Source organism: Burkholderia sp. PAMC 26561, from assembly GCF_001557535.2.
In the GTDB taxonomy this organism is placed as follows: Bacteria; Pseudomonadota; Gammaproteobacteria; order Burkholderiales; family Burkholderiaceae; genus Caballeronia.
Window position 1 is genome coordinate 1,233,063 of record NZ_CP014315.1, and the last position, 23,333, is coordinate 1,256,395.

Here is a 23,333-nt window from a genome sequence, read left to right on the forward strand (position 1 = left end):
TATCTTAAATGTAAAAAGATGACTGTTCCGCATTATCGTGTTGCTCTGCGTCGATCAGGCGTTGCACGCCCCGGCGAAATCGTGTTGGTCCCGCGTCGAGCGCGAGGTTGATATTCGGTGTCCGCCGGTTCGCCATCCCGGCATGCACGGCGGCGAGGATCACGCGATCTTCATCGAATGCGTGGCGCACGTCTTCATTGAATTGCTCCGACACGAGCGCGTCGCTCTGGTCGAAATTTCGAGCCTGGAACCAGTAATAGCGCGTGGTCGATTCGTCTACAGGCGTCAAGAAGTTATAGGAGTTCATGAGGAACACATCGGGATGCATGGGTCCGGACTCGCTGCCGCTGCCCGCAGGCGTAAAAACAGCCTTGATCACAGCGTGAGATGGAAAGCGCACTTCGTATTGCTGTTTCCGGTCGCAGCGCCCACTGAACTTGACATAGCGTGCGTAGAAAGGCGCGACCTCCACGTTGCGCATCCAGCGCGACACCGTCACACCTTTTCCGTTTTCCAGGGTGCTGAGCGGTTCGCCCTCGCACGCTGCATTGCCAAACGACGATGGATGCACCCATGCGACATGCGACGGATCGAGAAGGTTGTCAGTGACATACAGGTAGTGGCAATCGACAGTCATTGCGTCGCCCTGATTGATGCCCCACGCGGGGTCACCCCATTCCGGCACCTCGATAATGGCGGCTGGATCCGCATGTTCCGGCGGTCCCATCCATAGCCACACCAAACCATAGCGCTCGTGCGCCGGATAGCTTTGTACCCGTGCACCAGGCGGAATGCGCGCGTTGCCAGGCGCGCGAACGCACGTGCCCGCGCCATCGAATGTCAGTCCGTGATATCCGCATTCAACGTGTTCGCCTTTCAGGCGCCCCATTGATAACGGCAACTTGCGATGCGGACAGGCGTCTTCCAGTGCGGCTACGGACCCGTCGAGCTGGCGGTACAGCACGACCGCCTCGCCCAGCAGCCGCGTTGCGTGGAGCCCGGGCGGCGCGTGTCAAGGTACTTGTCGCCTCAGTCATGCAGCCAAAGGCTGTTTAAGTGTGGCGTGCGAGGCCATCGTGACGACTGACTCGCGCTCCGGATTGAGCGTGACGGCACCGATGGGCGTCCAGTCTCGCATGCAGCCTGACCAGCGGGCCGGGTTACGTTCCCGCGCCTGGACATACACCTCGTGACGAGCGGCGAGGATCGCGTGATCGTCTCCGTCATGGCGCTGCGCCGGGCTGACGTAGCGGATGCTGCTGTGACGGTGGTCGAAGTTGTACCAATGCACGAAGTCGCTCGCCCAGTTGCGTGCAGCATTGAGCTCGGCGAAGCCCGTGGCGGGGAACTCCGGGCGGTACTTGGCCGTGCGGAACAGCGCCTCGGCATAGGCGTTGTCGTCACTGACGCGTGGGCGTGAGTACGATGGCTTCACGCCAAGCCAGTGGAGCATGGCCAGCACGGTCGTGGCCTTGAGCGTGGAGCCGTTGTCTCCATGCAGCACCGGCTTGTCCGCCAGAGTAACGATGCCCTCGGCCAGCGCCGTGCGCCGCACCAGATGGGCAGCGTGACTGGCATCGTCGCGCTCGTGCACCTCCCATCCGACGATCTTGCGGCTGTACAGGTCCAGGATCAGGTACAGGTAAAACCATTGACCGACGACCTCGGCGGGCAAGTACGTCATATCCCAGCACCAGACTTCCCGTGGTGCGCAAGCGATGTGCGTGGTCGGCGGCCGGCCAGCCTTTGGCGCTTTGGCCCGGCCGCGGTGTGCGGTCTGCCCGTGCTCGCGCAGCACGCGGGCGAAGGTGGATTCGCTGGCGATGTAGACGCCCTCGTCGGCCAGCATTGGCACGATGCGCGCAGGAGGCATATCGGCGAAGCGCGCCTCGTTGGCCACGCGAAGCACTTCAGCACGCTCGACGGCGCTCAGCGCATGGGCGGGTTGCGGGCGTACCGAATTGGGCCTGCCATCGCCCGTGACGAGGCCCTCGCAGGCATTCCAGCGCTGCAGGGTGCGCACATCGATGCCGGCCGTCTCGCAGGCCAGACGCAGCCGTGCGCCGGCCTTGTGCGCGGTATGGATGTCATGGGCCAAGGACTGGCGATCTTCGAGGCCGATCATTCGTCCTCGCCCGTGCGGAAGATCGCCGCGACTTTTTTTGATAGCACCAGCAGGGCCGCCGTCTCAGCCAACGCACGGTCCTTGCGCAGCAGCTCGCGCTCGAGTTCCTTGATGCGCCGCCGGTCCTGCTGGGTTTGCTGTGGGCTGGCACGCGCCTCTTCGGGCTTAGCCAATGCTTGCGTGGCGCTTTGCCGCCAGGTGGCCAGCTCCTGTGGATACACGCCGTTGGCGCGGCACCACGCGCTCTTGCCAGCCTCGTCCATCGCAGCGGTCGTCAGCACGGCATCGAATCGGGCCGCCGCTGTCCAGGCCCGCTCGCGAGCGGGCCTGGACAGCGCATCACTGCGCCAGCGCTCCAGCGTCGCCACTCCCACGCCAACCTCACGTGCAACGTCTTCCAACGCCGCGCTCTCCGGCGGCAGCAACCGCGCAACCGCTCTGTCCTTGAATGCTTGTCCGTATTTTGCCAATTCGTTTTCTCATCATCGCCCCCGGTTCATCGATTCTATCGGGGCGACAAGTATTCTGACGCGGGGGCGGGTCCGACTTCGTCGCTGCGGGCAGCGACATACCATGCGTTTCTGACGAACATGAATGCATTCCTTGGCTTTCACCGGTTTCTATCCGGTCAATGTCCAAAGCTTAGGAAGTCAATATTCAAAAGAATAGAGGGTTGATTTTGCGAGTTCGTTTAGAATTTCTAAAATGACACAGCCGGAGAACTCTGATGGATACGTTGCCGCCTCTGCGCGCACTGCAAGTGTTCGATACGCTGGGGCGTTGCCAGGGCGTGATCGAAACCGCTCGACGACTGGGTGTTTCTCCGGGCGCAGTCAGCCAGCAGATCAAGCAATTGGAGGACTCGGTCGGCATGCGTTTGCTGGCGAAAGAAGGCAAGCGGTTGAGATTGACCGAAGCCGGGCGAATTTATCACGCCAGTTGCGCGCAGGCGTTCGAAAGTCTGCGGCTGGCGCGTGCGGAACTGGAGCGGGGCAAACTGAAGCGTAGCCTGAGCATCAGCGCGTTGCCGTCGGTCTTGTCGAAGTGGCTTGCGCCACGCATCTATTCCTGGCAGCGGGAGCATCCCGAGATCGACATCTTTCTCGATGGCACACATTCTGAACCGTCGCCCGATGGCCATCACATCGATTTCCGCATTACCTATGGCGAAAGCCTCGATCAATCCGGAACGCGCGCTGAACTGTTCCGCGACAAGGTCGTGCCTGCGTGCAGTCCCACTTTGATTGACGGGAAGGTGCTGGCTCACCCTGGCGACATACTCAATCATCCGTTGTTGTCGATTGACTGGCTGCCCAAATTTTCGTCGCCACCGTCATGGCGGGACTGGTGTGCGGTAAATGACGTGGACGACGATGGCGCTCGCGCCACCCGGCTGGTCTTTTCACTGTCGAGCCTGGCAATACAAGCGGCCATTGATGGCGAAGGGTTCGTACTCGCGCAGACGTCCATGATTGCCGCCGATGTTGCGGCTGGCCGGCTTGTCGTTCCCTTTCCCTCCGGTGTGGCGCTTTTGTCGCCGTACTTCGTCACGTGGCAGGCTAGTGCGTTCGATCACTCGCACTGCCGTGCGTTTCATCGATGGATTCTGACGCAGGGAAGGGAGCAACAGTCGGTCAACGACACGCTTGCCGGTTAAACGGTTCGCACGTCAGGCCGCTCATGTGGGTGGGTTGAACACGTTCTGGGAAATCCAAACCTGTGTCTCCGGAAACGACGACGCGTCGAGTTCTAAAATGCGATTTTACATAAGATAAATTATCCACTTTTTCGCATGTAGCAGCTAAGTTGTAATGTCCGCTTCTAGCCAGATTCAAATGTCCGCTTCTCGGCGGCTTAAGCTTAGCCGGCGTCGATTCCCACGGCGCCGGAGGCTACGATGGCGGCGACGGACAGAATCACCATGACGATGCGCGAGTTGGACCGGTTTAAAGTGATTCAGTCGGTGGTCGACGGGCAGCTCAAGCCGTGGCGAGCCGCCGAGCGATTATTGTTGACGACGCGCCAAGTTCGACGCTTGGCGGCACGTCTGCGCGAACAAGGACCGCCGGGGTTGAACTTGAACGGCGTCGTTCCTGATAACGCACGGTTGGACGCGCAAAACCTGCCGAAAATCCGCATGCCGAACCGAAACGGCTTCGTGTCGAATCTGCAGCCCACAGTACGTTGAATGCCCTTGCCTGCTCGCGCTGACGATCCACGTTGCTAAGCGTTTGGATTCGCGACCGGCCGTTTTTAGTATTGTTCTGCAGCCGACTGCGTGCACCGGCACTTCGCGTGTCTTTAAATCGCCTGGCTTCAGCTAAGGTGTAGGCGCTCAGCGGGGTCGTCGCTTCTGAATATCATGAGCGTTACTGTGGACACTGCGAGCGCGAATGACGGCCGTCAACGTCGGAGCCGCGCGATATAAACCATCGCACTTGCTCGCTCCTTCAGTTCCAGGGTATCGAAGGACTGAAAGACCGGCTGCGCGGTAGTCGAGCGATGCTTGGTTGAAGCAGGTAACAAAGTACTTCCAAATTCCAATGTACGGAAGCATACGGTAATCCTGTCGGAAGCTTAATAAGATATTGAAAGTGCACCGTGCGACCCCAGTTGCTGCGCGGCGGACGCCCGCGACCATTACCGAATACAACCGGTGCCTATGGCCGCCGTTTTTCATCCCTTAAAACTAGCATTGGTGATAATAAAAATGTGGATGCGGAGATATTCAGTAAAGGGCCCGGACTTTACCGGGGTCGTGAGCATGGGCTTGGTTCTTAACTTATTCCTGATGCGTCCAACGGCGCTTGGTGAAACATATACGTCTCTGGGCATGGTATTGGCCGTTCCGCTCGTGTACCTTCATATATGGCACAACACAAAACGAACTCGTTATTCGAATGCCGTGATTCGGTGGGACATTGCCTCGCTGCTGAGCTTGCTATGTGTGTATTGGCTGTATATTTGCCCCATCTCGATAGTCTTCGAAATGTCGCAACTCGACTGGGTATTAAAAGAGTTCGTCACCACTCTCATGATCGCGCTTGTCTATGGCATGTTCCTCATCGATGTGGAAGCCAACCGCAGATTTTTTAGGACTTTGTGTACGGTTATTTCTGTGCTCGGTCTATCCAGCGTCATTACCGTCGTACTGGCGGCAATACTCGGGAGCAAGGATGCGTTGTTTCTTTTCTCGTTGAACGTGAAAGGATATACCGAGATCACTCTGCACCAGGAGACATCGACAGGTGCTATCTATTTTCCCTTTTCAATGCTCTACGGTGATTACGTATCAGGAACCGTCAAGCTCGACCGTTATTGTGCCTTCTTCCGCGAAGCGGGCATCTATCAGGCAGTTGCATGTTTTTGCCTTGCATATGAAGCGTTCACGCGACGATCCAGACTTGTGATGTTTGGACTTGTTGGCGGGACGATTTGTGCGTTTTCGTCTCTAGGAATCGCTCTGCTTGCAATGAGCATTGGAACCATCTTTTTATTCTCGGGTTCGCGAGTCGCGTCATGGCGTGTAGTAATCACGGCGGTCATGATTGGGCTAGTGTATCCGGTGTCGATGTACACGCCTTATATCGGACTGGAAGACAAGGCACTTACGCACGGCGCCTCACTCTCAGACCGCTCGAGTTCAATCGAGCGGGGTCTCCGGGATGTGCGGCGCAATCCACTTGGCAATGGCCTTTATTCGAGCCTTGGCAAGAACGATGGGATCTGCCTGCTCGCGGAGCTGGGAATGATCGGACTGTTTGGTTTCGCGTGCAAGGTCCTGCTACTCTCCGGATTGAGACTAGGCCCTGGTCTGAGCTGGAAGAAAGTCGCGACTTGCGCGCCGTTGTTGATCACGGCGCTGGTATCGCAGCCGATCGAAGGAGCGCCCGTCATGCTTGTGATAGGCATGGCATTTGTTCCACGCGTCGTCAATCGAAAAAGTAGCGTAGTGCATCGCCTGGTGAAGCCGGGTATGTCCGCGGCGTTTGCAGCTAAGCAAACGTCATTGGAACTGCCCTTGCCGAAGTCGCCAATGGTCAATCAGTGATCGCTCTATTTATTTGACGACGTTCTGCCCGACTGCGCTGCGCTTTGACAGGCGCAGCGGCGTTGGGCAATCAATAATCGTATTTCCGGAAACCGAGCTTTCCGCTACTGCGTTGATGCCTTGCGCGAACCCCGAGACGTAGTTGCCGGTAATGATCGTGTCGGAGGTACCGGGGTCAGGCAGCAGGATGCCAGTGTTACCGCCGCGAGTCGTGGATCCTTGCACATGATTATCGGCAATGACCGCGCGGGTGACCGCCCGCGCGTCGTGACTGACGCTCGGATCCACGCCGAATTGAATCCCATTGTTCGCCCCAAGCGCGGTCACCACGTTTCCGGTGATGGTAATCGCCCCGCTCGCGTCTTCGACATGAAGCGTACCGTTCGCGCTCGCGCTGTTCGAAGCGACCGTGTTGCCGCGAATGACGAGATCGGTCACGTGCGCTACATTGAGCGGCAGATCGAGCTGCAGCTTGCCAGGCGTGATCGTATTTCCTTCAACGACAACGTTGGAGCACATGATATGAGGCGTGTTGACGCCGATGCTCGCGTCCACACAGCTATTGCCGCTGATGTGCAGATGCCGGGATGGTTTGCCCAGCGGGTTCTCCCTGACCCGCCTTTCCATGCCGTCTTGATTGTTGATTTGAACTCCATATGAGCACTTTTCAAACACATTGTCTTGTACATACAGACCGTTGAGCCCGGTGCCGAGGAACCACGGGCCAAAGATGTTTGACTGGGACTTCGACGCTTCCGTTGTACGCGAGAAGACACGGTTTCGAAAAAAACGCTGGTTGGAAGCGTCGTTGACCGCGTTGAGCACACCCTGCATCGTGTCCTTGCCGATGTTGGAAAGATCAAAGACCAGCTCCGTGACAAACGTATCGGATCCACCCCATTCAAAGGCGCAACTTGCTTTTGCACTGTCGACTTTACAAGTCAGGGTCGCCCCTTCACCGACAGTCGTGACATCGCGAGCGTAGATGCTTCCCTTGACAAGATAAGTGCGTCCACGCAAGAACACGGTGCGAATCGAAGTGCCCCGGACGTGCGCATACATTGCATTCAACGCGGCGGTGTCATCGGATACGCCGTCTCCTTTCGCGCCGAAACTCATCGGCGTGACAATGGAAGCGTTTCGCATGGCGACTTCGTGGGAAAACGTTCCGGTTTGCGGCGTTAGTGTTGCCGCATGCGCGATGTGCCGGGTCGCGAGGAACATGCCGCTCAGCACGGCGTTGGTACAAAAAAGGCGGCGTGGGTTTTGTGGACGCTTCATTGAGAGACATTGACAAGACAGGACGTTCGCGGGCAGTCGATTATGCGATGAATATGCAGCCCATTGTAGTTAATCCTCCCACAATCTCTACTCTTCAAAGCGCTCAAATTTGCCTTACATCGACAAGTCGTCAACCAAAGTTGTTGCTCTCTGTCCACTTGCAACTAGAGTTGAAACCTGACGATCGCGAATTTTCAGCATAATCACCGTATCGTTAGCCGCACGTTCAATCCAAGCGGCGCGCGGCGCATCCAGCATGATTGTGTTAGCGGTATGGAGCACCATCGAGAGCCTCAAGCCTTTTATGGTGAGTAGGCGCGCAGTGTCATGCGGGCCAGCATCCATGCTGTGAATGGGATTTGCTCAATGATGAGTGACGCGCCTGCCCGGCCGCGCGGCAATCTCGCGTGCGAGTTCCACGAACGCGCTCAACACCGCAGGCGGCGATGGATTCGTCCATGCGAGTTGCAATTCGCTCACCGCCTGGCGTTCGCGAAGCGGCCGGTACACCACGTTATCCATGTGCACGTGCTGCACCGAGGCAGGCACCAGCGCAATGCCGAAACCCGAGCTGACAAGTCCGAGCGATGCGTAGATCTGCCCCATTTCGAATAACGGCGATGGCGAAAAGCCGCCCAGCGCGCAGAGCTGATTGATGATTGCGTGATAGTCAGGCGCGACATCCTTGCGATAGTTGATCACGCGCATGTTCGCGCAATCGACGATCGAAATGGTGCGTTTAGTGGCAAGCGGATTATCTTTCGCCAACGCAACGACGAACGGCTCACGCAGGATCATCGTGGATCTTAGTTCCGTGTCGGGCGGCACGGCGCGCACGAACGCGACATCGACTTCACCGCGCGCAAGCGCGTTGAACTGCTCGGCAGCCGTGAACCAGCGCAACTCAATGGATACATCGGGAAAGCGCTGCTGGAACTCGCGAATGAGCGCAGGCAACAGCGTGTACGCGATGTGTTCGAAGAAGCCGACCGCAAGCCGCCCAATCTCGCCGCGCGCCGCGCGTTGTGAGTCGATGACGGCAGCATCTGCCGATGCCAGGATGCGCTGCGCGCGGTCCGCAAACACCATCCCCGCCGACGACAATGTCACACGCTTGCCCCGCCGGTCGAATAGTTCCACGCCAAGTTCATTCTCGAGTTCGCGAATCTGCCGGCTCAGCGGCGGCTGCGCCATGTGCAGATGCTCGGCGGCTTTGGTGAAGTTCAGGGTTTGCGCGACGGCCAGGAAATAGCGCAGATGACGAAGTTCCATGTCATACCTTTAAGGTACTGAAAGCGAACTAATTATATCTTTTACAACACTCCCCGATGCCGCTACGATCCGGCTTGAAAGAGATCAACCAGGAGAGATTCATCATGAAGCTCGGTGATGTACAACTGACCGCGTATGCGCGCGACGGGTTTGTCGTGCTGCCGTCATTGCTGTCCAATGTTGAAGTTCAGGAGATGAAGCGCGAGCTGAAACGCATTCAGCAAATCGATACCGACCATCTGGTTCGTGAAAAAACCGGTGGCATTGCGAAGACGATCTACAAGGTGCATGAAACAAAGAGTCCAACGGCGTCGCCCGTTTTCCACGCGGTATCGCGTGCACCGCGACTGCTCGAACCGGCACAACAATTGTTGGATGATCCGGCGCTCTACATTCATCACACGAAGTGCAATCTGAAGACCGCCATCGATGGTTCTGTATGGCAATGGCATCAGGACTTTGGAACATGGCACCTGGACGGTGTGCCAAACCCGACGATGACCACCGCGCTAGTCATGCTGGATGAACCCACTGAAATGGGGGGCTGTCTGTATTTCATTCCAGGAAGCCACAAGCTCGGCTCGCTGCAACCCGCTTTCGACGACGCGACCGGATACCGCTTTTACGTCGTGCCAAAGCCGAAAATGCTCGAAGTCTTATCGACTCATCCGAGAGCGGTACCGATCATCGGCGCGCCGGGAACGGTCGTATTTTTCGATGCCAATATTGTGCATTCGTCTGGCCATAATCTTTCGGGGGACGACCGCTGGCAAGCGTATATCGTGTACAACCAGGTCGCAAATCGTCCCGCCGAAGTGGAGAAGCCACGTCCGGATTATGTGCGTTCGACTAACTTCGTGCCATTGCAACCGGGTAGCGACGACATTTTGAACCGACCGCATACGGTGCACTACTGAAGGCGAGCTAGACGTCAATTCGATAAGGTAAATGGGTTCCACAATGCATGCAGCGCTGGCCACAGCTCGAGAACGATCCAATAGCTCATGCCGCTCGCAATGCATTATCGACTGCGTTGAGCAACGCTTCCGGCCCGACTGGCTTTCGTAGAATGATGGCATTGCCAATTTCATCCAGCGCGAGCGTATCTGCGTAGCCGCTCACGAAAATGATCGGAAGCGAAGGTTGCTTCAAGCGAGCAAGGCGCGCGACTTGAACCCCATTCAGCCCCGGCATGATGAAGTCGATGACAGCCAGCACCGGTTTGATCTCGTCGAGCACGCGTAGTCCGTCCGCGCCGTTTTCTGCTTCGGTCACGTCGTAACCGGCGCTACGGAACATTTCCGCGAGCGCAATACGTACATGGTCGTCGTCGATCACAAGAAGTGGCCCAGGGCGCGATGTTGCGAGAACAGGTGGCGCGCCCGGTTCGAGAGTACGCGGCCCCGCTGTTGCCCGCTCGGCAGTGAGCGGCAACAGCAGATCAATCGTGGTGCCCCCTCCCGGCGCGCTTCGAATGCGCAGATCGCCACCACACTGCTTCACCACCCCGTACACTTGCGCCAAGCCGAGGCCCGTGCCCCTGCCGCGCTCCTTCGTGGTGAAAAACGGATCGATCGCCCGCTCGATGACTTCGGGCGTCATGCCCACGCCGCTGTCACTCACGCGGATCATGGCAAAGCCTGCATCGCCTGGGTCGTGACGTAGCGAAGTGTCGTCCAGTGTGAGGATGCTGAACGTGCCGCCGGCGGGCATGGCATCACGCGCATTGAGCGCGAGATTCAAGATGGCGAGGTGAAGCTGGTCGGCATCGGCGCGGATCCAGGCACCGGGCGCGAGCAACTCGAGGTCGATCGCGACTGTTGGTCCAAACGCATGATCCAGCAAACCTCGCGCATCTTGCACGACCGCGTCGAGTTCGATTGGCCGCATGTCGAGCCGCTGCGTACGTGAAAACGCCAGCAACTGGGCGGTCAGTTTCGTTCCACGCTGAGTGGCGACTACAGCATTGTCCACGTAGGTACGCGCTGGATGCTCGTCACCCAGCCGGCTTTTGGCAAGGTGCAAGTTGCCCGAGACAGCCATAAGCAAGTTGTTGAAATCGTGCGCGATACCGCCGGTCAATTGCCCCACTGCTTCCAGCCTTTGCGCGCCGTACATTGCAGATTCGGCTTTCGCGCGCTCGGCGCTTTCGTGATTGAGTGCCGCCGCCTGCTCGGCAAGGCGGGCGGTGAGACTGTCTGCAGTCTGCTGCTTCAGTCGATCCGACAACTCCCGTTCCAGGTCGAGCGTGTCAAGCGTCTTGCCGTCGTGCAGGATCAGTGCGATCAAAGGGGCAATCGTGATCATGACGAGCAGTGCCATCGCGACGGCCGTCCCTAGCCTGCCACTGTGCATGGCTTCTAGCAGCGCACCACCCACGACTGGCGGCAGCAGCGTGAATGCAAGCTGATGCCGGGTTGCCGCGCCGCCCGTGCGCGAGGATGCAATCATCCGCGCCCAGCCGTGGTCTGCTTGCGCAAACACCGTGGCGAGTCCAAGCGCGAATAGCGCGGCGGCAGTGTGGACCGCCATCGTATTGAAAAGAAAGAGCGCGTAGAGGTCTCGAACGCCGTACGGGTCTCGAACGCCGTACGCGTAGCCTAGCAGCGCCGTGCCCGAGAGCAGCAACGCTGCACTCGCGAGCATATCGGCCAGGAGGTGCCGCCGCAGGAGCCGCTGATGTTGCGCGAGACCGACAAGCGCAATTGCGATCGCAGTAGCGATCGATGTACGCCCACTCTGCCCGGGCGGCAGGCCAAAAAGAACGTGCGCCAGGTTTGGACTGATGACGTCTCGCCCGAAAGCCGCATGGGAAGCCAATGCGACAATGGCAGCCAGGAGTGCAGTCCAGCCGGCGACCAACGCTGCCCGGCGCCGGACAAAGAACGCAAGGGCGGCGCATCCTATACCGAGGGCCGTCAACAGCGACATGCCCTGCAACGAAGGTGCGAACGTAATGAGCAGCGCAGAGTGGGTGACATACCCAATGAAGACAGCTGAGACGACCAACAGCGCCAGCGCGGCTAGAACCTGCGCGGATCGGGTCATCATTCTGACGTATATAAGGTTCACCGGCTTTTCGTTATCAGCGTTACGGGAATCAAAACCTACCGACACGGATGGCTATCCAAGGGAGCCACGCATCCAACCGTGGGGTCGTATGTAGCAACGATCAAAACCCATTTGTGCGGACACGCGATTCACTTGGGGGTAACGCCTCCATCAATTCAAATATCTTGCTGATCGGCACCGGCTTTGCAAAATAGTAGTCGAAACCGGCTTCGATCGCTTCCTTATGGAATTCAGCCGTCGTGTACCCGCTTAAGGCGATCAATGTCAGCGGCTCGTTATTGAATCGTTCCCGCAAACTGACCGCAACATCGAAACCAGACATGTCCGGCAACCCGATATCGACTATTGCAAATGTTGGTCGAAATCCCGCATCCAGGCTCAGCGCGGCTTTCCCACTAAGGGCGATGCGACATTCGTGACCATTCATGTTCAATAATGCTTCCAGTGAACTGAGCGAGTCTTCGTTGTCATCCACGAGCAGCACTCTCTGCGGTTGCCCTCCGTATGTTGGTGCGCAGTGGTCCGGTATGTCAGGCGCAAGGTTGTGAACACGCGGCAACTCGACTACAAAGGCGCTGCCCTGCCCAATGCCCGCGCTATGTACGCTCACAGTGCCACCATGATCGCTCACCAGGCGCTGCACGACCGTCAGCCCGATGCCGAGGCCGGCTTCCTGACGCCCAAGCCCCATGGACGCTTGAGCAAACAAATCGAACACGCGTGGAAGCATGTTGGCGTCGATGCCAATACCCCGGTCAACGATCTCCACGCGCACGCTATGGTCGTCGAAGTCGACTCGAATGGTGATCTCATCTGCTTGTGACGTATAGCGCGCAGCGTTGTGAATGATGTTGCCGAACACTTGCTTCAACCTGCCGACATCGACCCGAACCATGACAGGCTCGGGCGGATACTCGGTGACTACGCGGTGTCCATGGCGCGCCACTTCAGCAGCAGTCATTTCAACTGCTCCATCAATCAGCGTATCAACACGCGCAATTTCAGTCCTCAACTCGACTTTGCCACGTGTAAGCCGGGATACGTCGAGGAGGTCGTTGACCATGTGGGAAAGATGCTGCGTCTGGCGGCCGATCACCGCCAGGGTCTTTGTCTGATTCGCACTGAGCGGCTCGGCGCTGCGCTGCGCGACTTCGAGCGATAACGAGATTGCCGAGAGCGGATTGCGCAACTCGTGCGCGAGCATGGCAAGAAACTCGTTCTTGCGGGCATCCGCATCTTCAAGCTCGGCCTTGTTGCGGCGCAGTTCCTCGAGCGCAAGGAGCATCTCACGATTCTGCCGCTCGAGCTCCTCGACAGGCGTCTGTGCCTTCCTGCGCATCAACTGCTCGACCAATCGATTTAACTGGATGGTGGTAAGTCGGGGCGTATCGCGGGGAAGGAACATTTCCAACGATACCGTCGTCCCCTGGCCCGGTTGCGAACGGATAAAAAATCCGTCGGCCATACGCCGGCTGCCCGGAATCCCGATGGTCGACGTCCTTTCGGGCCGTGTCGCGTCGGCAAGCAGTTCGTCGATGTTCGTAATACCCGGCCCTTTGTCCGAAATCTGCGCCACCACGCACTGCATGTTGATTGCTTCGCTGGCGTCGCCGACAAGAAATGTCAACGTACCTCCACCAGCAAACTGTACGGCATTGCGCGCGATTTCAGAGATGGCCGTGATGAAACGCGTGCGTTGCAGATTGTCGAGCCCGAATAGTTCGCCCACCTGGCGCGACCGGTCGCGGATCGCGACGAGGCTCAGATTGGTGCTGATCGGCGTGGAAAGAATTCGATGAAGCATCTCAAACCGCCTTGACGACGACAACGGTCGCATCGTCCGTGTCGCGCGCGAAGTCGCGATGCAGGACTGCGGCAATCAGGCTTGGATGATGTTGAATCAGACCCGGATGGCGATTCAGGTTCCAGCGGGTCGACAAGCCATCCGTTGTCAGGATGATGACGCTTCGGGGCGTCCATTCGATCGAAGACTGACGCACAAGGCGCATGTTGTAGCCCACTGTTCCATCGGTGGAAAGCAGATGCTGAATGCTTTCGCCGGACGCCACGATCCCCACGATGTTGCCTACTCCGGCAAACTTGATCGAGCCGGTTGATGTATCGATTTGCACCACCGCCATGACAGCGCCGCGCGTCGATTTGAGGGCTTCATGCGAGCGACGGAGAATGCTTTCCGGAGTGTCGTTCCGGTCGGACTGACGGAAGATGTCCACTGCACAACTTGATGCAACGGACGCGAGGGGACCATGACCCAGGCCATCCAGAAGTACTGCGCGCATTAGACCGCCCCGCTCGTCGGCCCCCCAGGCGTCACCGCAAATTTCCTGGCCAGCCTTCGGAGTCGACCGTGCCCCGACGGCATATGACGACATGTCGGCGGCATGCGATTTCGAGTTCTGGATGCGTGCCAGGACGGCGGTGCCGGCCCCTGCAACGGAATAGATGTCGAACAAGTGCGAGTGACGCGACATCGTGCCGAATCCCGCACCCAGACTCCCGCCTGTCGAGAACCCGTCACGCCGGGCCGCGTCGAGGTTCGCGATACCTGGCCCACGGTCGAGAGCGAGCAATTCGAGGCCCAGGACGTCGCCGCTTGCATAGCGCCGCAGCAGGATCTCACCGCTCCCGGCGTACTTGATGATGTTGGTGGCCGCTTCGGTTGCGACCAACGCGGCGTCCGCCTGATAGCGCTCGGAAAATCCGAGGCTTTGCGCAAGCTTGATCGTTGCGCGCCGCGCTTGCGCCACCCCGCTTTGATCCGTGAGACTCAGCGCCTCTTCCATTGCGTAATGCTCACTCTAGTGCCGCCATTGACGGTCGATGTTATTTCGAATTCGTTGACCAGGCGGCGCGCGCCCCCTAGTCCCAGCCCCATGCTTTTCGCCGTGCTGTAACCGTCTTCCAGCGCCCGTTCGATATCCGGAATCCCTGGCCCTTCGTCCGCAAACACGAGCTTGATTCCGGTGCGCCCGTCGCGTTCGACCTCGGTGATCGTGACCGTGCCCCCTTTGCCGTGTACAAGCGTATTGCGCGCAAGCTCGCTCGCCGCTGTGACGAACTTGGTTCGTTCGAGCGTCCCGAAAGCAAGTTTGATTGCGAGTTCCTGTATGAATTTACGCGCACCGTTGACCTGGTCGGACGTGCGTATTTCAAGAACGGCAGGGCTCAGTGCAATTATGAGGATTCTCCCGTCCCGTCCGACGCGTCGAGCGCCCGCCGCAGCAGCGCCATGCCCTTGTCAACGTCGAGCGCCGTGCGAATTCCTTTTAACGACATGCCGAGTTCGACCAGCGTGATCGCGACGGCCGGGCGCATGCCGACAAGGACCGTAGTGGCGTCCAGCACGCGCGCCATGGCAGCAATATGTCCCAGCGTCCGTCCGATAAAGGAGTCGACGATCTCGAGCGCAGAGATGTCGATAAGCACACCGCGCGCCCTCGTCTTTTCGATGCGCGAGGTCAGGTCGTCCTGTAGATTCAATACCAACTCGTCGTGTAGCTCGACCTGAATCGATACCAGCAGGAAGTCGCCGAGCTTGAGAACCGGAATTTGCTCCATACTTATTCGCCTGTCTTGACGCTGCCCAGCTTGCCGACTACCAAACCTACCCTGCGCAACGCGATCTTGAGCGCTTCGGCCAAGGTGGCCTTGGTCACGACATCGCCAAGATCGACACCCAGGTGCACGATCGTTTGTGCGATCTGCGGTCGAATGCCGCTGATGATGCACTCTGCGCCCATCAGCCGCGCGGCGGCGACGGTCTTGAGCAGGTGCTGCGCGACCAGCGTGTCAACGGTCGGTACGCCCGTGATGTCGATGATCGCAATCGCGGCTTCGTTCTCAACGATCGAATCGAGCAGACTTTCCATCACGACCTGGGTGCGCTCGCTGTCGAGCGTGCCAATCAGCGGCAATGCAACGATTGAATCCCACAGCTTGACGACTGGCGTAGTGAGATCGAGCAATTCCTGCTGCTGCCGCTCGATGATCTGTTGACGGCTCTTCTGGTATTCGGAGATCGTGACGAGACCCAGTTTGTCCATCATCTGCGTCAGCTTCCAGAACTCGTCGTTCAGACGATCGATGTCCTCGCCCGAATCGCGCAAGCCGTTGAACAACGGTTTTTTCAGCGAGAAAATAAAGGTTGCGGTTTCCTCGGGGGAAAAACCTTGAAGCACACGTTCTCGCGAAAATTTTGACAGATGGGCTTTGACGTCGTCCCAATGAGCACCGCTAAGCTGCTCGTCGTATCCATTTTTTACTGCATTTGCCAATACTGACAAGAAAGCCCGCGATGCCTCCTTGACGTCTGCCTCCGACAACGCGCCCTGACGCGTTTCGCTGGAAAGTTGCTCCGCTACCCAGCTTGAAAGAATTTTTGCTTCATCTTTTTCGAAAATGCCAGCTAACCCTGCGTGCTTACTCAAGTCACTCTCCTAATCTTGTTTTGCGGATTTTTTCAGAATGTGATTATATGGGACATCTCGTCGGACCCCAATTTAAGGCGGTCGGGCGCCGTAGCTCCCTGCATACACGGGATTCAACGCCGCGGGCGGGACCGCATTGACCGCTCGCATTGACGAAGGCAGCAGCGCCAATGTGACGCTCAACGTCGGCATTCCTTCTTGTCGGGAAGGACAGTTCAAACAAGCGCCGGCGGCTTCGTCTTGCGCTTTCATTGGTCGCGGGTTCGCCCCTGCACGGCCGATTGCGCCCCTTCTTCAGGCGACTGCTGTGAAGTCGACATGAGACGACTAGGTGAAGATAGGGCTCGCTGCGGCGCCGGTTGGCAAAATCGTCTCCGATAATCGGATGGCGTAAGTCCCATGACCTTGCGGAACACGCGACGAAACCCGGTGGCGTCGCCGTAGCCAAGGCTCCAGGATATGTCTTCAACGGAAGCTTGCGAGAACTCAAGCATTTCGCGGGCTCGAGTGATCCGGAGCCGCTGCTGATACTCATTTGGCTTCATACCGGTGGCTGCAAAGAAACGACGCAGAAATGTCCGCTGCTCAAGTTCTGCATGCCGTGCCAGATCAGCAACGCTGACGTGACGCTCGCGTTGAGTGAGAAGCCATAGCTGTGCCTTTAATATGGCTCTGTCTCCGTGTTTCGTTTTTGGATCGAACTCGCAATAGAAGCGTTGCTCGCGTCCAGGAGGATCAACGAGCATAAAACGCGCTGTCTCCAGCATGACCGCTGTACCCAGAAATCTTTCAGTGAGTCGCAGCCCGAGGTCCGCCCAAGCGAGCACTCCTCCGGCCGTGACTACGTCTCCATTGTCAATGACCATGTGATCGGTTTCCGTTAAGACGTCAGGAAACTGCTCAGCAAATACATCATTGAAGGACCAGTGCGTCGTCGCTTGCCGGCCAGCAAGAAGCCCCGTTCTTGCCAAGATGAAGACACCACCACATACCGCTGCGAGGACAACCCCTTCAGCATGTTTTTCACGAAGCCAATGCAAGAGCGGGCTAATTCGTCCGGTCTTTTCCGGAGCTTGCACGCTTCCCGGAATCACCAGCAGTGACAGCGTATGAGTTGAACTCGGGCAACTGTCGTATGCACAGCGGACCTCAGTCGCGTCCTCGTCGTCCGCCCGCCAGTGCGTAATGCGGATAGCTGATCCTGCACAGCCGCCATGCCGTTTCGCAGCGAACTCGCCAGCATAGGTGAACAAGTCTGTCAGACCATAGATACCTGTGTTCGATGTACCCGCATCGCAAGCAAGTCCAATCTCAACCCATGGACTCGAAGTCAGTGCCGTTTTTGCCATGTTTTCTGTCATTTTCGTCCGTTGTGTTGTTCAGGCACGCCGAATACCCTGACGACGGCAGACCAAAATTTCAACAAAAAGCGAGGCGTGGGCAGCGCGGATCGTGCGCCCAGATTCTTGGGCCAACGCTGTCATCCACTTTACGACTCAATACTTGGTAACCGGCTTCTTGAAGTAGCGTCTGCGCTTGAACAACAGTTATCTCTTCGTCAACACCGTTTTTTAAGGATACGAAATGGAAGCGAATTCTGGAAGTTCATACGTGACGACCGCGGATGGAACGCAAATCTTCTACAAGGACTGGGGCACAGGCGATCCATTGGTATTTCATCACGGATGGCCTCTTTCCGCAGATGATTGGGACGCGCAGCTCATGTTTTTCCTGGACCACGGATATCGGGTAATCGCTCACGATCGCCGAGGTCATGGCCGGTCCACCCAAACCATTCGCGGCAACGACATGGACACCTATGCAGCAGACGTCGCCGAGCTCGCCAAGGCGCTCGACCTCAGGAACGCGGTGCATATCGGTCATTCAACAGGCGGCGGCGAAGTGACACGGTATGTCGCCCGACACGGCACCGGAAACGGTCGCGTAGCGAAGGCGGTGCTGATCAGCGCAATTCCCCCACTTTTCATCCAATCGGAAAAGAACCCTGATGGCGTGCCACGGAAAGTTGTCGACGAGATACGCAACGGCACGGCGAATCATCGATCGCAGTTTTACCAGGACATCACGATTCCGTTTTATGGTTTCAACCGGCCTGGCGCGTTGGTGTCCGAAGGAATCCGCGAGAACTGGTGGCGGCAGGGCATGATGGGCGGCATCAAGGCGCAATACGATTGCGTCAAGGTACTGTCGGAAACCGAGTTTTACGACGATCTGGCAATAATCGACGTTCCAGTACTTGTGATGCACGGCGAGGACGATCAAATCTGCCCGTTTCCCACCACGGGCGCAAAGTCGGTAAAGCTTCTGAAGCACGGGACGCTTAAATCGTATCCAGGATTGCCACACGGGATGCCGACCACCCATGCGGAGCAGATCAACGCAGACTTGCTTGCATTTATCAGGTCCTGATTGGTGACGGTTTCCCCGCTCCCTCACCGCTCGTCAAGGCATTATTGCCACCTCGTCGACCGGCGAAGCAGCGTACAGGAACGGCGTCGCCGACACTAAACAAACACGCCGTGACCCAGCCTTCGATCGAAGACTGGGTCACGGCGTTCCAGAATGACTTCCCTGCTGGGAAAGCACTGCTGCAAGGTATGCGTAGGCGAAGGCGACATCTGCGGGTCGATCCGGTGAACGCCGAGCGGCGTTTTCTGCGTGAGTGCCTCCACCAACTTCAGCTCAAGCGGCGGTTCGGGGTCTTGCCGCCTTTCGCGCTTCCTTCAGCGCCTGGGTAAAGCGGCTCCAGTTACACGTCGATTCGGTATTGAACAAGCCAGGGACGACTGCGCTTACAGTCACATGGCGTCAACATGGACGCCTCATGTCTCAACAGTCCCCGTTAATCACCACCGCTGCAACGCAAAAACACGATCCAACAAGGAAGGCGATCCTTACAGTGAGAGTAGCACTCGGTCATCGAAAATGCGCTTTGCATTGATGTAAGTGAGATTCCAGGTTGGAGTGTTGGGTTGATCAGGCGCTTCTAAACTGGTCGATCGCAGCCGGCGCATTGTCTGCAAAGAATGAGCGTGGTATCACCAGGCAAGCAGCGCCCCAATCGTCGTTATGTGCTTCTTGCGCTAGTGTTCTCTTTCCGCAAATCAAACGGAGTCGACCGCTTGCGTTGCCCCGTCGAACCATAAATGGCATTGGCGATAGCCGAAGTGACCGCCGGACTCGACAGCATGTTCCTGACATAGACAACAAACAGGGCGTGGTTGGTGACTCAAGGCGGACAAATTCGTTCAATACAAGACGCCCGACTTCAGCGGCCTGTCGGGCAGCGCGATGTACAGCCTCGGCAATCAGGCTGGACAAAATGAATGGAGAGATCAAGAGGCCCAATTTCCCTACTTTCATGGTCCGTTAGCAGCGACTGGCGTGTATCAGTACGTGAATGTCATTGAGACAACTGCTAACGGGTTTGCATTGTGGTGAAGAGGACTATCAGAGTAGCTATATACGCTGTATTCGCCTTGAACGCCTTGCTCTGGGGATATCTTCCGCCCTAACCTGTATTTGACGTTCAGCTATCCTTCCAATAGTTTCCGTACCGGCTATCTCATGCAATCCATACTCCTCAAAAGTCCGATTTTGGAAGACCAAGCGCCTGTTGGGGAAGACATGCGTGACAACCTCCTCTCCGTCATCGTTACGCGGAAATGGCAACTTGCCGAGATTTACCATGCCGTAGAAATCCAAGCTAAGTCCCGATCGGAGCTTCCCTCGTTTGACGATGGAGCTTGCGTCACGATAGTTCTCGACAACGCCGCTTATAAGGAGAGGATTTATCCTCTGTGCTCTTTTAGCTCTCAGCCATGGGCATATGTAATCGCAATGAGACATGATGATTGCGGCGCGAACACAACAACGGCGGACCCCTTGTTAAGCCAAGGAAACGAAATGTTTATCGGAGCGTTACAGAACCCTACTGTTGTTTTGAACTCTTGCACACGATCGATACTTTTTTCTGGTGGCGTAGGCGTTGCATCTATCGCGGGGATTGCGAATCAACTCGCCAATGCAGGTCAAATTTTCGAGCTGCACAACTTTGCTAGATCACCTGGACGCGCAGTCTTCCGGGACGAACTTGACGCGCTTGGAAGCGAAGGCAAGGTCAATCATCATTTTGGTTTGGATGCTGACCAAGTAGCGCAGACAATTTCTCACGCGATGAGCCCAGCACATCCGAATACTCAGATCTACTGCAGTGGTCCTCCGGCTTTTATGGACCTCATCGAGCGCCAAGCTCGCCACTGGGTGTATCCAGATAATATCCACCGAATCGTCTTGGGTGGCAAAAAAAGCAGTTCGTTTACTGGATATAGATGAGCTAGCGATCGGTGGGACGCGCGGAGCCACTACTGCAGCGACGGCTTTGTGGAGATCGACAACTTGCCGGCAGCACGCGCACCACGCGGCGTAGCGCTGCGCTGGCATAACTGATTTTCACGGGCTCGGATAGCGGTGGCTTGGGCAGCTGCCATCAACGCTACTCCGAAAGGGTATCGCGTCATTCGCGCACAGCGGTCAGATGCGCTGGCGCAGCGCTTCGGTGGTCTCGCCTGAACCATCCGCGCGCCAACCCGGCGGCAGGAACACGTAGCGAATAGCAGTCGAGACGCTGCCCGCCGATGCAATGTCGCGTGCAAGACTGGCCCAGTGCTCGAATTCGACGACAAGCGGATTGCGCGAGCGCGTTGGAGTGGTGAGACCGTAGCGGCACGGCTCCTCAGCGTGCTCTTCTACATACGTGCCGAATAGCCGGTCGAATATGACGAGCACGCCACCAAAGTTCGCATCGAGATAATCGATGTTCGATGCATGGTGCACCCGGTGCGCGGATGGCGTATTGAACACCCATTCGAGCCAGCCCAATTTCGGCATCCACGTGTTGTGCAGCCAAAACTGATAGAGCAGATTGAAGCTCAGTGTTGCGAGCACGATTTCCGGACGCACGCCGAGCCAGACGAGAGGCGTGAAAAATACTGCCGAGCCCGTCAACTTGCCTGTCAGCCCAAGCCGATAAGCAGACGAAAGCGTCAACTGGTTCGGCGAGTGATGGACAGCGTGCGTTGCCCAGAAAAAGCGGATACGGTGCGACGCGCGGTGGTACCAGTAGTAGCAGAATTCCTGGCCGATAAAAAGCAGGAACACCATCAGCGCGCTGTTGAGCGTGACGGTAAAGATCCTGTGATCCCAGGCAAGGGCGAAAACCGGCGCTGCAAGCGAGAGCGGAAGGAGTGCGAGCAGTTTGCGGCCGGCCATGTCGGCCAGCGAAATCCACACTTCATACCAGTCGAATGGCGTGTCGCTATTGCGCTGTTTGCGGGTGAGCACACACGCCTCGATCAACGAGACGCCAACAACGAACAACAACACAAAGACCGCGATTTTTTCAGTGGTGAACATGATGGGCAGCTTATGGGTGTGAGGAAGACGCGTGGTCTGCGGGTAACGGACGTTGTCGCTTCGGCTGAGGCTAATGTAATGGGCTGACCGGCAAAAAACCATGCGAAAACCATGTCGCCGGATGTCACGGAATTCGTACCGCAGCGGCGCACGCCAGGCGCGCGAACCTTGCCGCTCGGTGTAACACCGCGACATCTTTTCGAGCGCGATTATTTCGCGGACTCCTTTTATAGTTCGTCCCGTTGCCACGCCGCAGTGCGTGACTGAACCGAACCTTGAAGGATCCCTTATGAAACTCCGTTATCTCACCTCAGCCATCGCTTCGCTGCTCATCGCCGTCAGCACGCCCGCTTTCGCCGGATGGGCAAGTCACGGCACGGCCTACACGCCACACGGCGCCTACGACGGAGCGCGCTACGGCTCCTGCGCGGGCGGCACGTGCGCGCACGCTGGCGGCGTCCAAAACCCCTACGGCGGCATAGCCACCAACACCGGCTCAGTGACCCGCACCGCACCCGGGCAGTTCTCGAACTCCGGCACGGCCATCGGCCCCAACGGCCGTCAGGTCCAGCACTCGGGCGACACGAACTGCGCCGGCGGCACGTGTGACCACACCGGCAGCCTGACCGGCTCTGACGGCCACAGCGCCACCACATCAGGCAGCGTGACGCGCAACGCGCCGGGTCAATACTCGTCCTCGGGAACGATCACCGCAGCGAACGGCAACACGACCAGTCACTCGGCATCGACAGACTGCGCGGGTTCCACCTGCGTGCGTTCCGGCACCGTGACGGGCAGCGATGGCGGAACCGTTACTCATTCCGGCAGCGCGACGCGCGTAGCCGCAGGCGTGGTGGCGACGGGCACCGGCACGACGGTTGTACACAGCGGTACGGTGACCACGGGCGGCACCGTCACGGCAGTGGGCGGGACGGTTGCGGTGGGCACGGCACCGGTCGTTGTCGCGCCGCCGGTTGCCGTTGTATCGGCGCCGGTACCAGTGGTCGTGACGCCGCCGGCCGCGTACGTAACTCCGCCCCCGCCGCCACCTGCTGTCTACGTCGCGCCTCTTGCGCCGAAGACCATTTACATTGCGCCGCCCGCGCCCAAGGTCGTCTACGTCGCGCCGCCCCCGCCGCCGCGCCTCGTGTACGTCGCGCCGCAAGTACGAACGCTGTATCTCACGCCGCGTCCGGTGTATGTAGCACCCGTGCCGCGTGCCGCGGTGATGGTGCCCGGACACTGGGCCGGCCGTGTCTGGGTACCGGCGCACTGGGCGTAGCAGTAACGTCAGATCAATGAATCAACCCTGCCGGCCATGAGCGTCGGCTACATCACGGAGCAAATGATGAAAAAGATGATTGCGGTCCTTGTCTTGTGTATTGTTTCGGCAACGGCATCCGCTCAGGTCGGGCTGCCGCTTGTCGAACCCGCGCGCGGCGAGCGTGCAACGCAGCAATTGCAGGCTCGCTTTGCCAGCGCCAACACCACAAGCGACGGCAAGCTGACTCGGGACCAGGCGGCGGCCGGCATGCCAATGGCGGCGAAGCACTTCGACGAAATCGATACACAGCGGGTCGGCTACGTCACGCTGCCGCAGATCGAAGACCTGATGAAGCAAAAAGCAATGGCACGCTGAATGTAAGTG

At 58.0% G+C, this 23,333-nt stretch carries 20 protein-coding genes and 1 pseudogene; 8 read left to right on the top strand and 13 right to left on the bottom strand.

Translation table 11 applies throughout. The features are described 5' to 3' along the window. Positions 1-4: 4 nt before the first annotated feature. The gene (locus AXG89_RS40220; protein ID WP_236873634.1) at positions 5-964 is read right to left on the bottom strand and encodes an aromatic ring-hydroxylating dioxygenase subunit alpha; all 960 of its coding nucleotides are present in this window, start codon (positions 962-964) and stop codon (positions 5-7) included. A gap of 69 nt (positions 965-1,033) precedes the next feature. After that, positions 1,034-2,595 (bottom strand): IS3 family transposase gene (locus tag AXG89_RS40225; protein WP_119024700.1). Its coding sequence is split into 2 segments (ribosomal slippage): positions 1,034-2,157 and positions 2,157-2,595, totalling 1,563 coding nucleotides; the frame shifts between segments, so codons are not numbered across the junction. A gap of 257 nt (positions 2,596-2,852) precedes the next feature. On the opposite strand from AXG89_RS40225, the gene AXG89_RS40230 reads away from it, so the two are divergent. The 3 genes and pseudogenes from AXG89_RS40230 to AXG89_RS40240 all read left to right on the top strand — a co-directional run bounded on the left by AXG89_RS40230 (position 2,853) and on the right by AXG89_RS40240 (position 6,176). Further along, the gene (locus AXG89_RS40230) at positions 2,853-3,782 is read left to right on the top strand and encodes a LysR substrate-binding domain-containing protein (RefSeq protein ID WP_075357561.1); all 930 of its coding nucleotides are present in this window, start codon (positions 2,853-2,855) and stop codon (positions 3,780-3,782) included. Positions 3,783-4,022: 240 nt separating this feature from the next. Continuing rightward, positions 4,023-4,241: pseudogene (locus AXG89_RS40235) on the top strand (ISNCY family transposase); the annotation flags it as partial. Between the two features lie 546 nt (positions 4,242-4,787). Continuing rightward, a complete protein-coding gene (locus AXG89_RS40240; protein WP_075357560.1) occupies positions 4,788-6,176 on the top strand; it encodes a hypothetical protein in 1,389 nt (462 codons plus the stop codon). A gap of 9 nt (positions 6,177-6,185) precedes the next feature. Here AXG89_RS40240 and AXG89_RS40245 read toward each other — a convergent pair whose 3' ends face one another. The 3 genes from AXG89_RS40245 to AXG89_RS40255 form a co-directional block, all read right to left on the bottom strand. Further along, on the bottom strand, positions 6,186-7,400 hold the full coding sequence (locus AXG89_RS40245; protein WP_162916242.1) for a glycosyl hydrolase family 28-related protein: 1,215 nt from the start codon (positions 7,398-7,400) through the stop codon (positions 6,186-6,188). Between the two features lie 171 nt (positions 7,401-7,571). Beyond that, on the bottom strand, positions 7,572-7,742 hold the full coding sequence (locus AXG89_RS40250) for a hypothetical protein (protein ID WP_162916243.1): 171 nt from the start codon (positions 7,740-7,742) through the stop codon (positions 7,572-7,574). 78 nt (positions 7,743-7,820) lie between these two features. Further along, complete coding sequence (locus tag AXG89_RS40255; protein WP_075357556.1) at positions 7,821-8,729, bottom strand: LysR family transcriptional regulator; 909 nt, start codon at positions 8,727-8,729, stop codon at positions 7,821-7,823. A 104-nt stretch (positions 8,730-8,833) separates the two neighbouring features. Here AXG89_RS40255 and AXG89_RS40260 point away from each other — a divergent pair, with 104 nt between their 5' ends. Next, the gene (locus AXG89_RS40260; protein ID WP_075357690.1) at positions 8,834-9,646 is read left to right on the top strand and encodes a phytanoyl-CoA dioxygenase family protein; all 813 of its coding nucleotides are present in this window, start codon (positions 8,834-8,836) and stop codon (positions 9,644-9,646) included. A gap of 85 nt (positions 9,647-9,731) precedes the next feature. Here AXG89_RS40260 and AXG89_RS40265 read toward each other — a convergent pair whose 3' ends face one another. From AXG89_RS40265 to AXG89_RS40295, 7 genes are all read right to left on the bottom strand, one after another. Further along, positions 9,732-11,780 (bottom strand): ATP-binding protein, encoded by a 2,049-nt coding sequence (locus tag AXG89_RS40265; protein WP_075357555.1) that lies wholly within the window; start codon positions 11,778-11,780, stop codon positions 9,732-9,734. A gap of 121 nt (positions 11,781-11,901) precedes the next feature. After that, positions 11,902-13,605, bottom strand: a complete 1,704-nt coding sequence (locus AXG89_RS40270) for an ATP-binding response regulator (protein ID WP_075357554.1) — start codon at positions 13,603-13,605, stop codon at positions 11,902-11,904. Between the two features lies 1 nt (position 13,606). Beyond that, positions 13,607-14,605 carry an ATP-binding SpoIIE family protein phosphatase gene (locus AXG89_RS40275; RefSeq protein WP_075357553.1) on the bottom strand — a complete coding sequence of 333 codons (999 nt, stop codon included), beginning with the start codon at positions 14,603-14,605 and terminating at the stop codon, positions 13,607-13,609. Continuing rightward, the gene (locus AXG89_RS40280; RefSeq protein WP_075357552.1) at positions 14,590-15,006 is read right to left on the bottom strand and encodes an anti-sigma regulatory factor; all 417 of its coding nucleotides are present in this window, start codon (positions 15,004-15,006) and stop codon (positions 14,590-14,592) included. Before AXG89_RS40280 ends, AXG89_RS40275 begins: the two co-directional genes overlap by 16 nt. Then, positions 14,997-15,380, bottom strand: a complete 384-nt coding sequence (locus tag AXG89_RS40285) for an STAS domain-containing protein (RefSeq protein WP_062001821.1) — start codon at positions 15,378-15,380, stop codon at positions 14,997-14,999. The genes AXG89_RS40280 and AXG89_RS40285 overlap by 10 nt, the downstream gene beginning before the upstream one ends. A gap of 2 nt (positions 15,381-15,382) precedes the next feature. Further along, the gene (locus AXG89_RS40290; RefSeq protein ID WP_075357551.1) at positions 15,383-16,249 is read right to left on the bottom strand and encodes an STAS domain-containing protein; all 867 of its coding nucleotides are present in this window, start codon (positions 16,247-16,249) and stop codon (positions 15,383-15,385) included. 248 nt (positions 16,250-16,497) lie between these two features. Continuing rightward, complete coding sequence (locus AXG89_RS40295; protein ID WP_205583111.1) at positions 16,498-17,610, bottom strand: GlxA family transcriptional regulator; 1,113 nt, start codon at positions 17,608-17,610, stop codon at positions 16,498-16,500. Between the two features lie 223 nt (positions 17,611-17,833). Between AXG89_RS40295 and AXG89_RS40300 the strand changes: the two genes are divergently transcribed. Both AXG89_RS40300 and AXG89_RS40310 read left to right on the top strand, forming a co-directional pair. After that, positions 17,834-18,679: an alpha/beta fold hydrolase gene (locus AXG89_RS40300; RefSeq protein ID WP_075357549.1), complete on the top strand. Its 846-nt coding sequence runs from the start codon at positions 17,834-17,836 to the stop codon at positions 18,677-18,679. A gap of 1,158 nt (positions 18,680-19,837) precedes the next feature. Beyond that, positions 19,838-20,605 carry an oxidoreductase gene (locus tag AXG89_RS40310; protein WP_236873635.1) on the top strand — a complete coding sequence of 256 codons (768 nt, stop codon included), beginning with the start codon at positions 19,838-19,840 and terminating at the stop codon, positions 20,603-20,605. A gap of 198 nt (positions 20,606-20,803) precedes the next feature. Here AXG89_RS40310 and AXG89_RS40315 read toward each other — a convergent pair whose 3' ends face one another. Beyond that, complete coding sequence (locus AXG89_RS40315) at positions 20,804-21,685, bottom strand: sterol desaturase family protein (protein ID WP_075357688.1); 882 nt, start codon at positions 21,683-21,685, stop codon at positions 20,804-20,806. Between the two features lie 289 nt (positions 21,686-21,974). Between AXG89_RS40315 and AXG89_RS40320 the strand changes: the two genes are divergently transcribed. Then, positions 21,975-22,967, top strand: a complete 993-nt coding sequence (locus tag AXG89_RS40320) for a hypothetical protein (protein WP_075357548.1) — start codon at positions 21,975-21,977, stop codon at positions 22,965-22,967. A 66-nt stretch (positions 22,968-23,033) separates the two neighbouring features. After that, the gene (locus tag AXG89_RS40325; RefSeq protein WP_119024874.1) at positions 23,034-23,324 is read left to right on the top strand and encodes an EF-hand domain-containing protein; all 291 of its coding nucleotides are present in this window, start codon (positions 23,034-23,036) and stop codon (positions 23,322-23,324) included. The last annotated feature ends 9 nt before the right edge of the window (positions 23,325-23,333 follow it).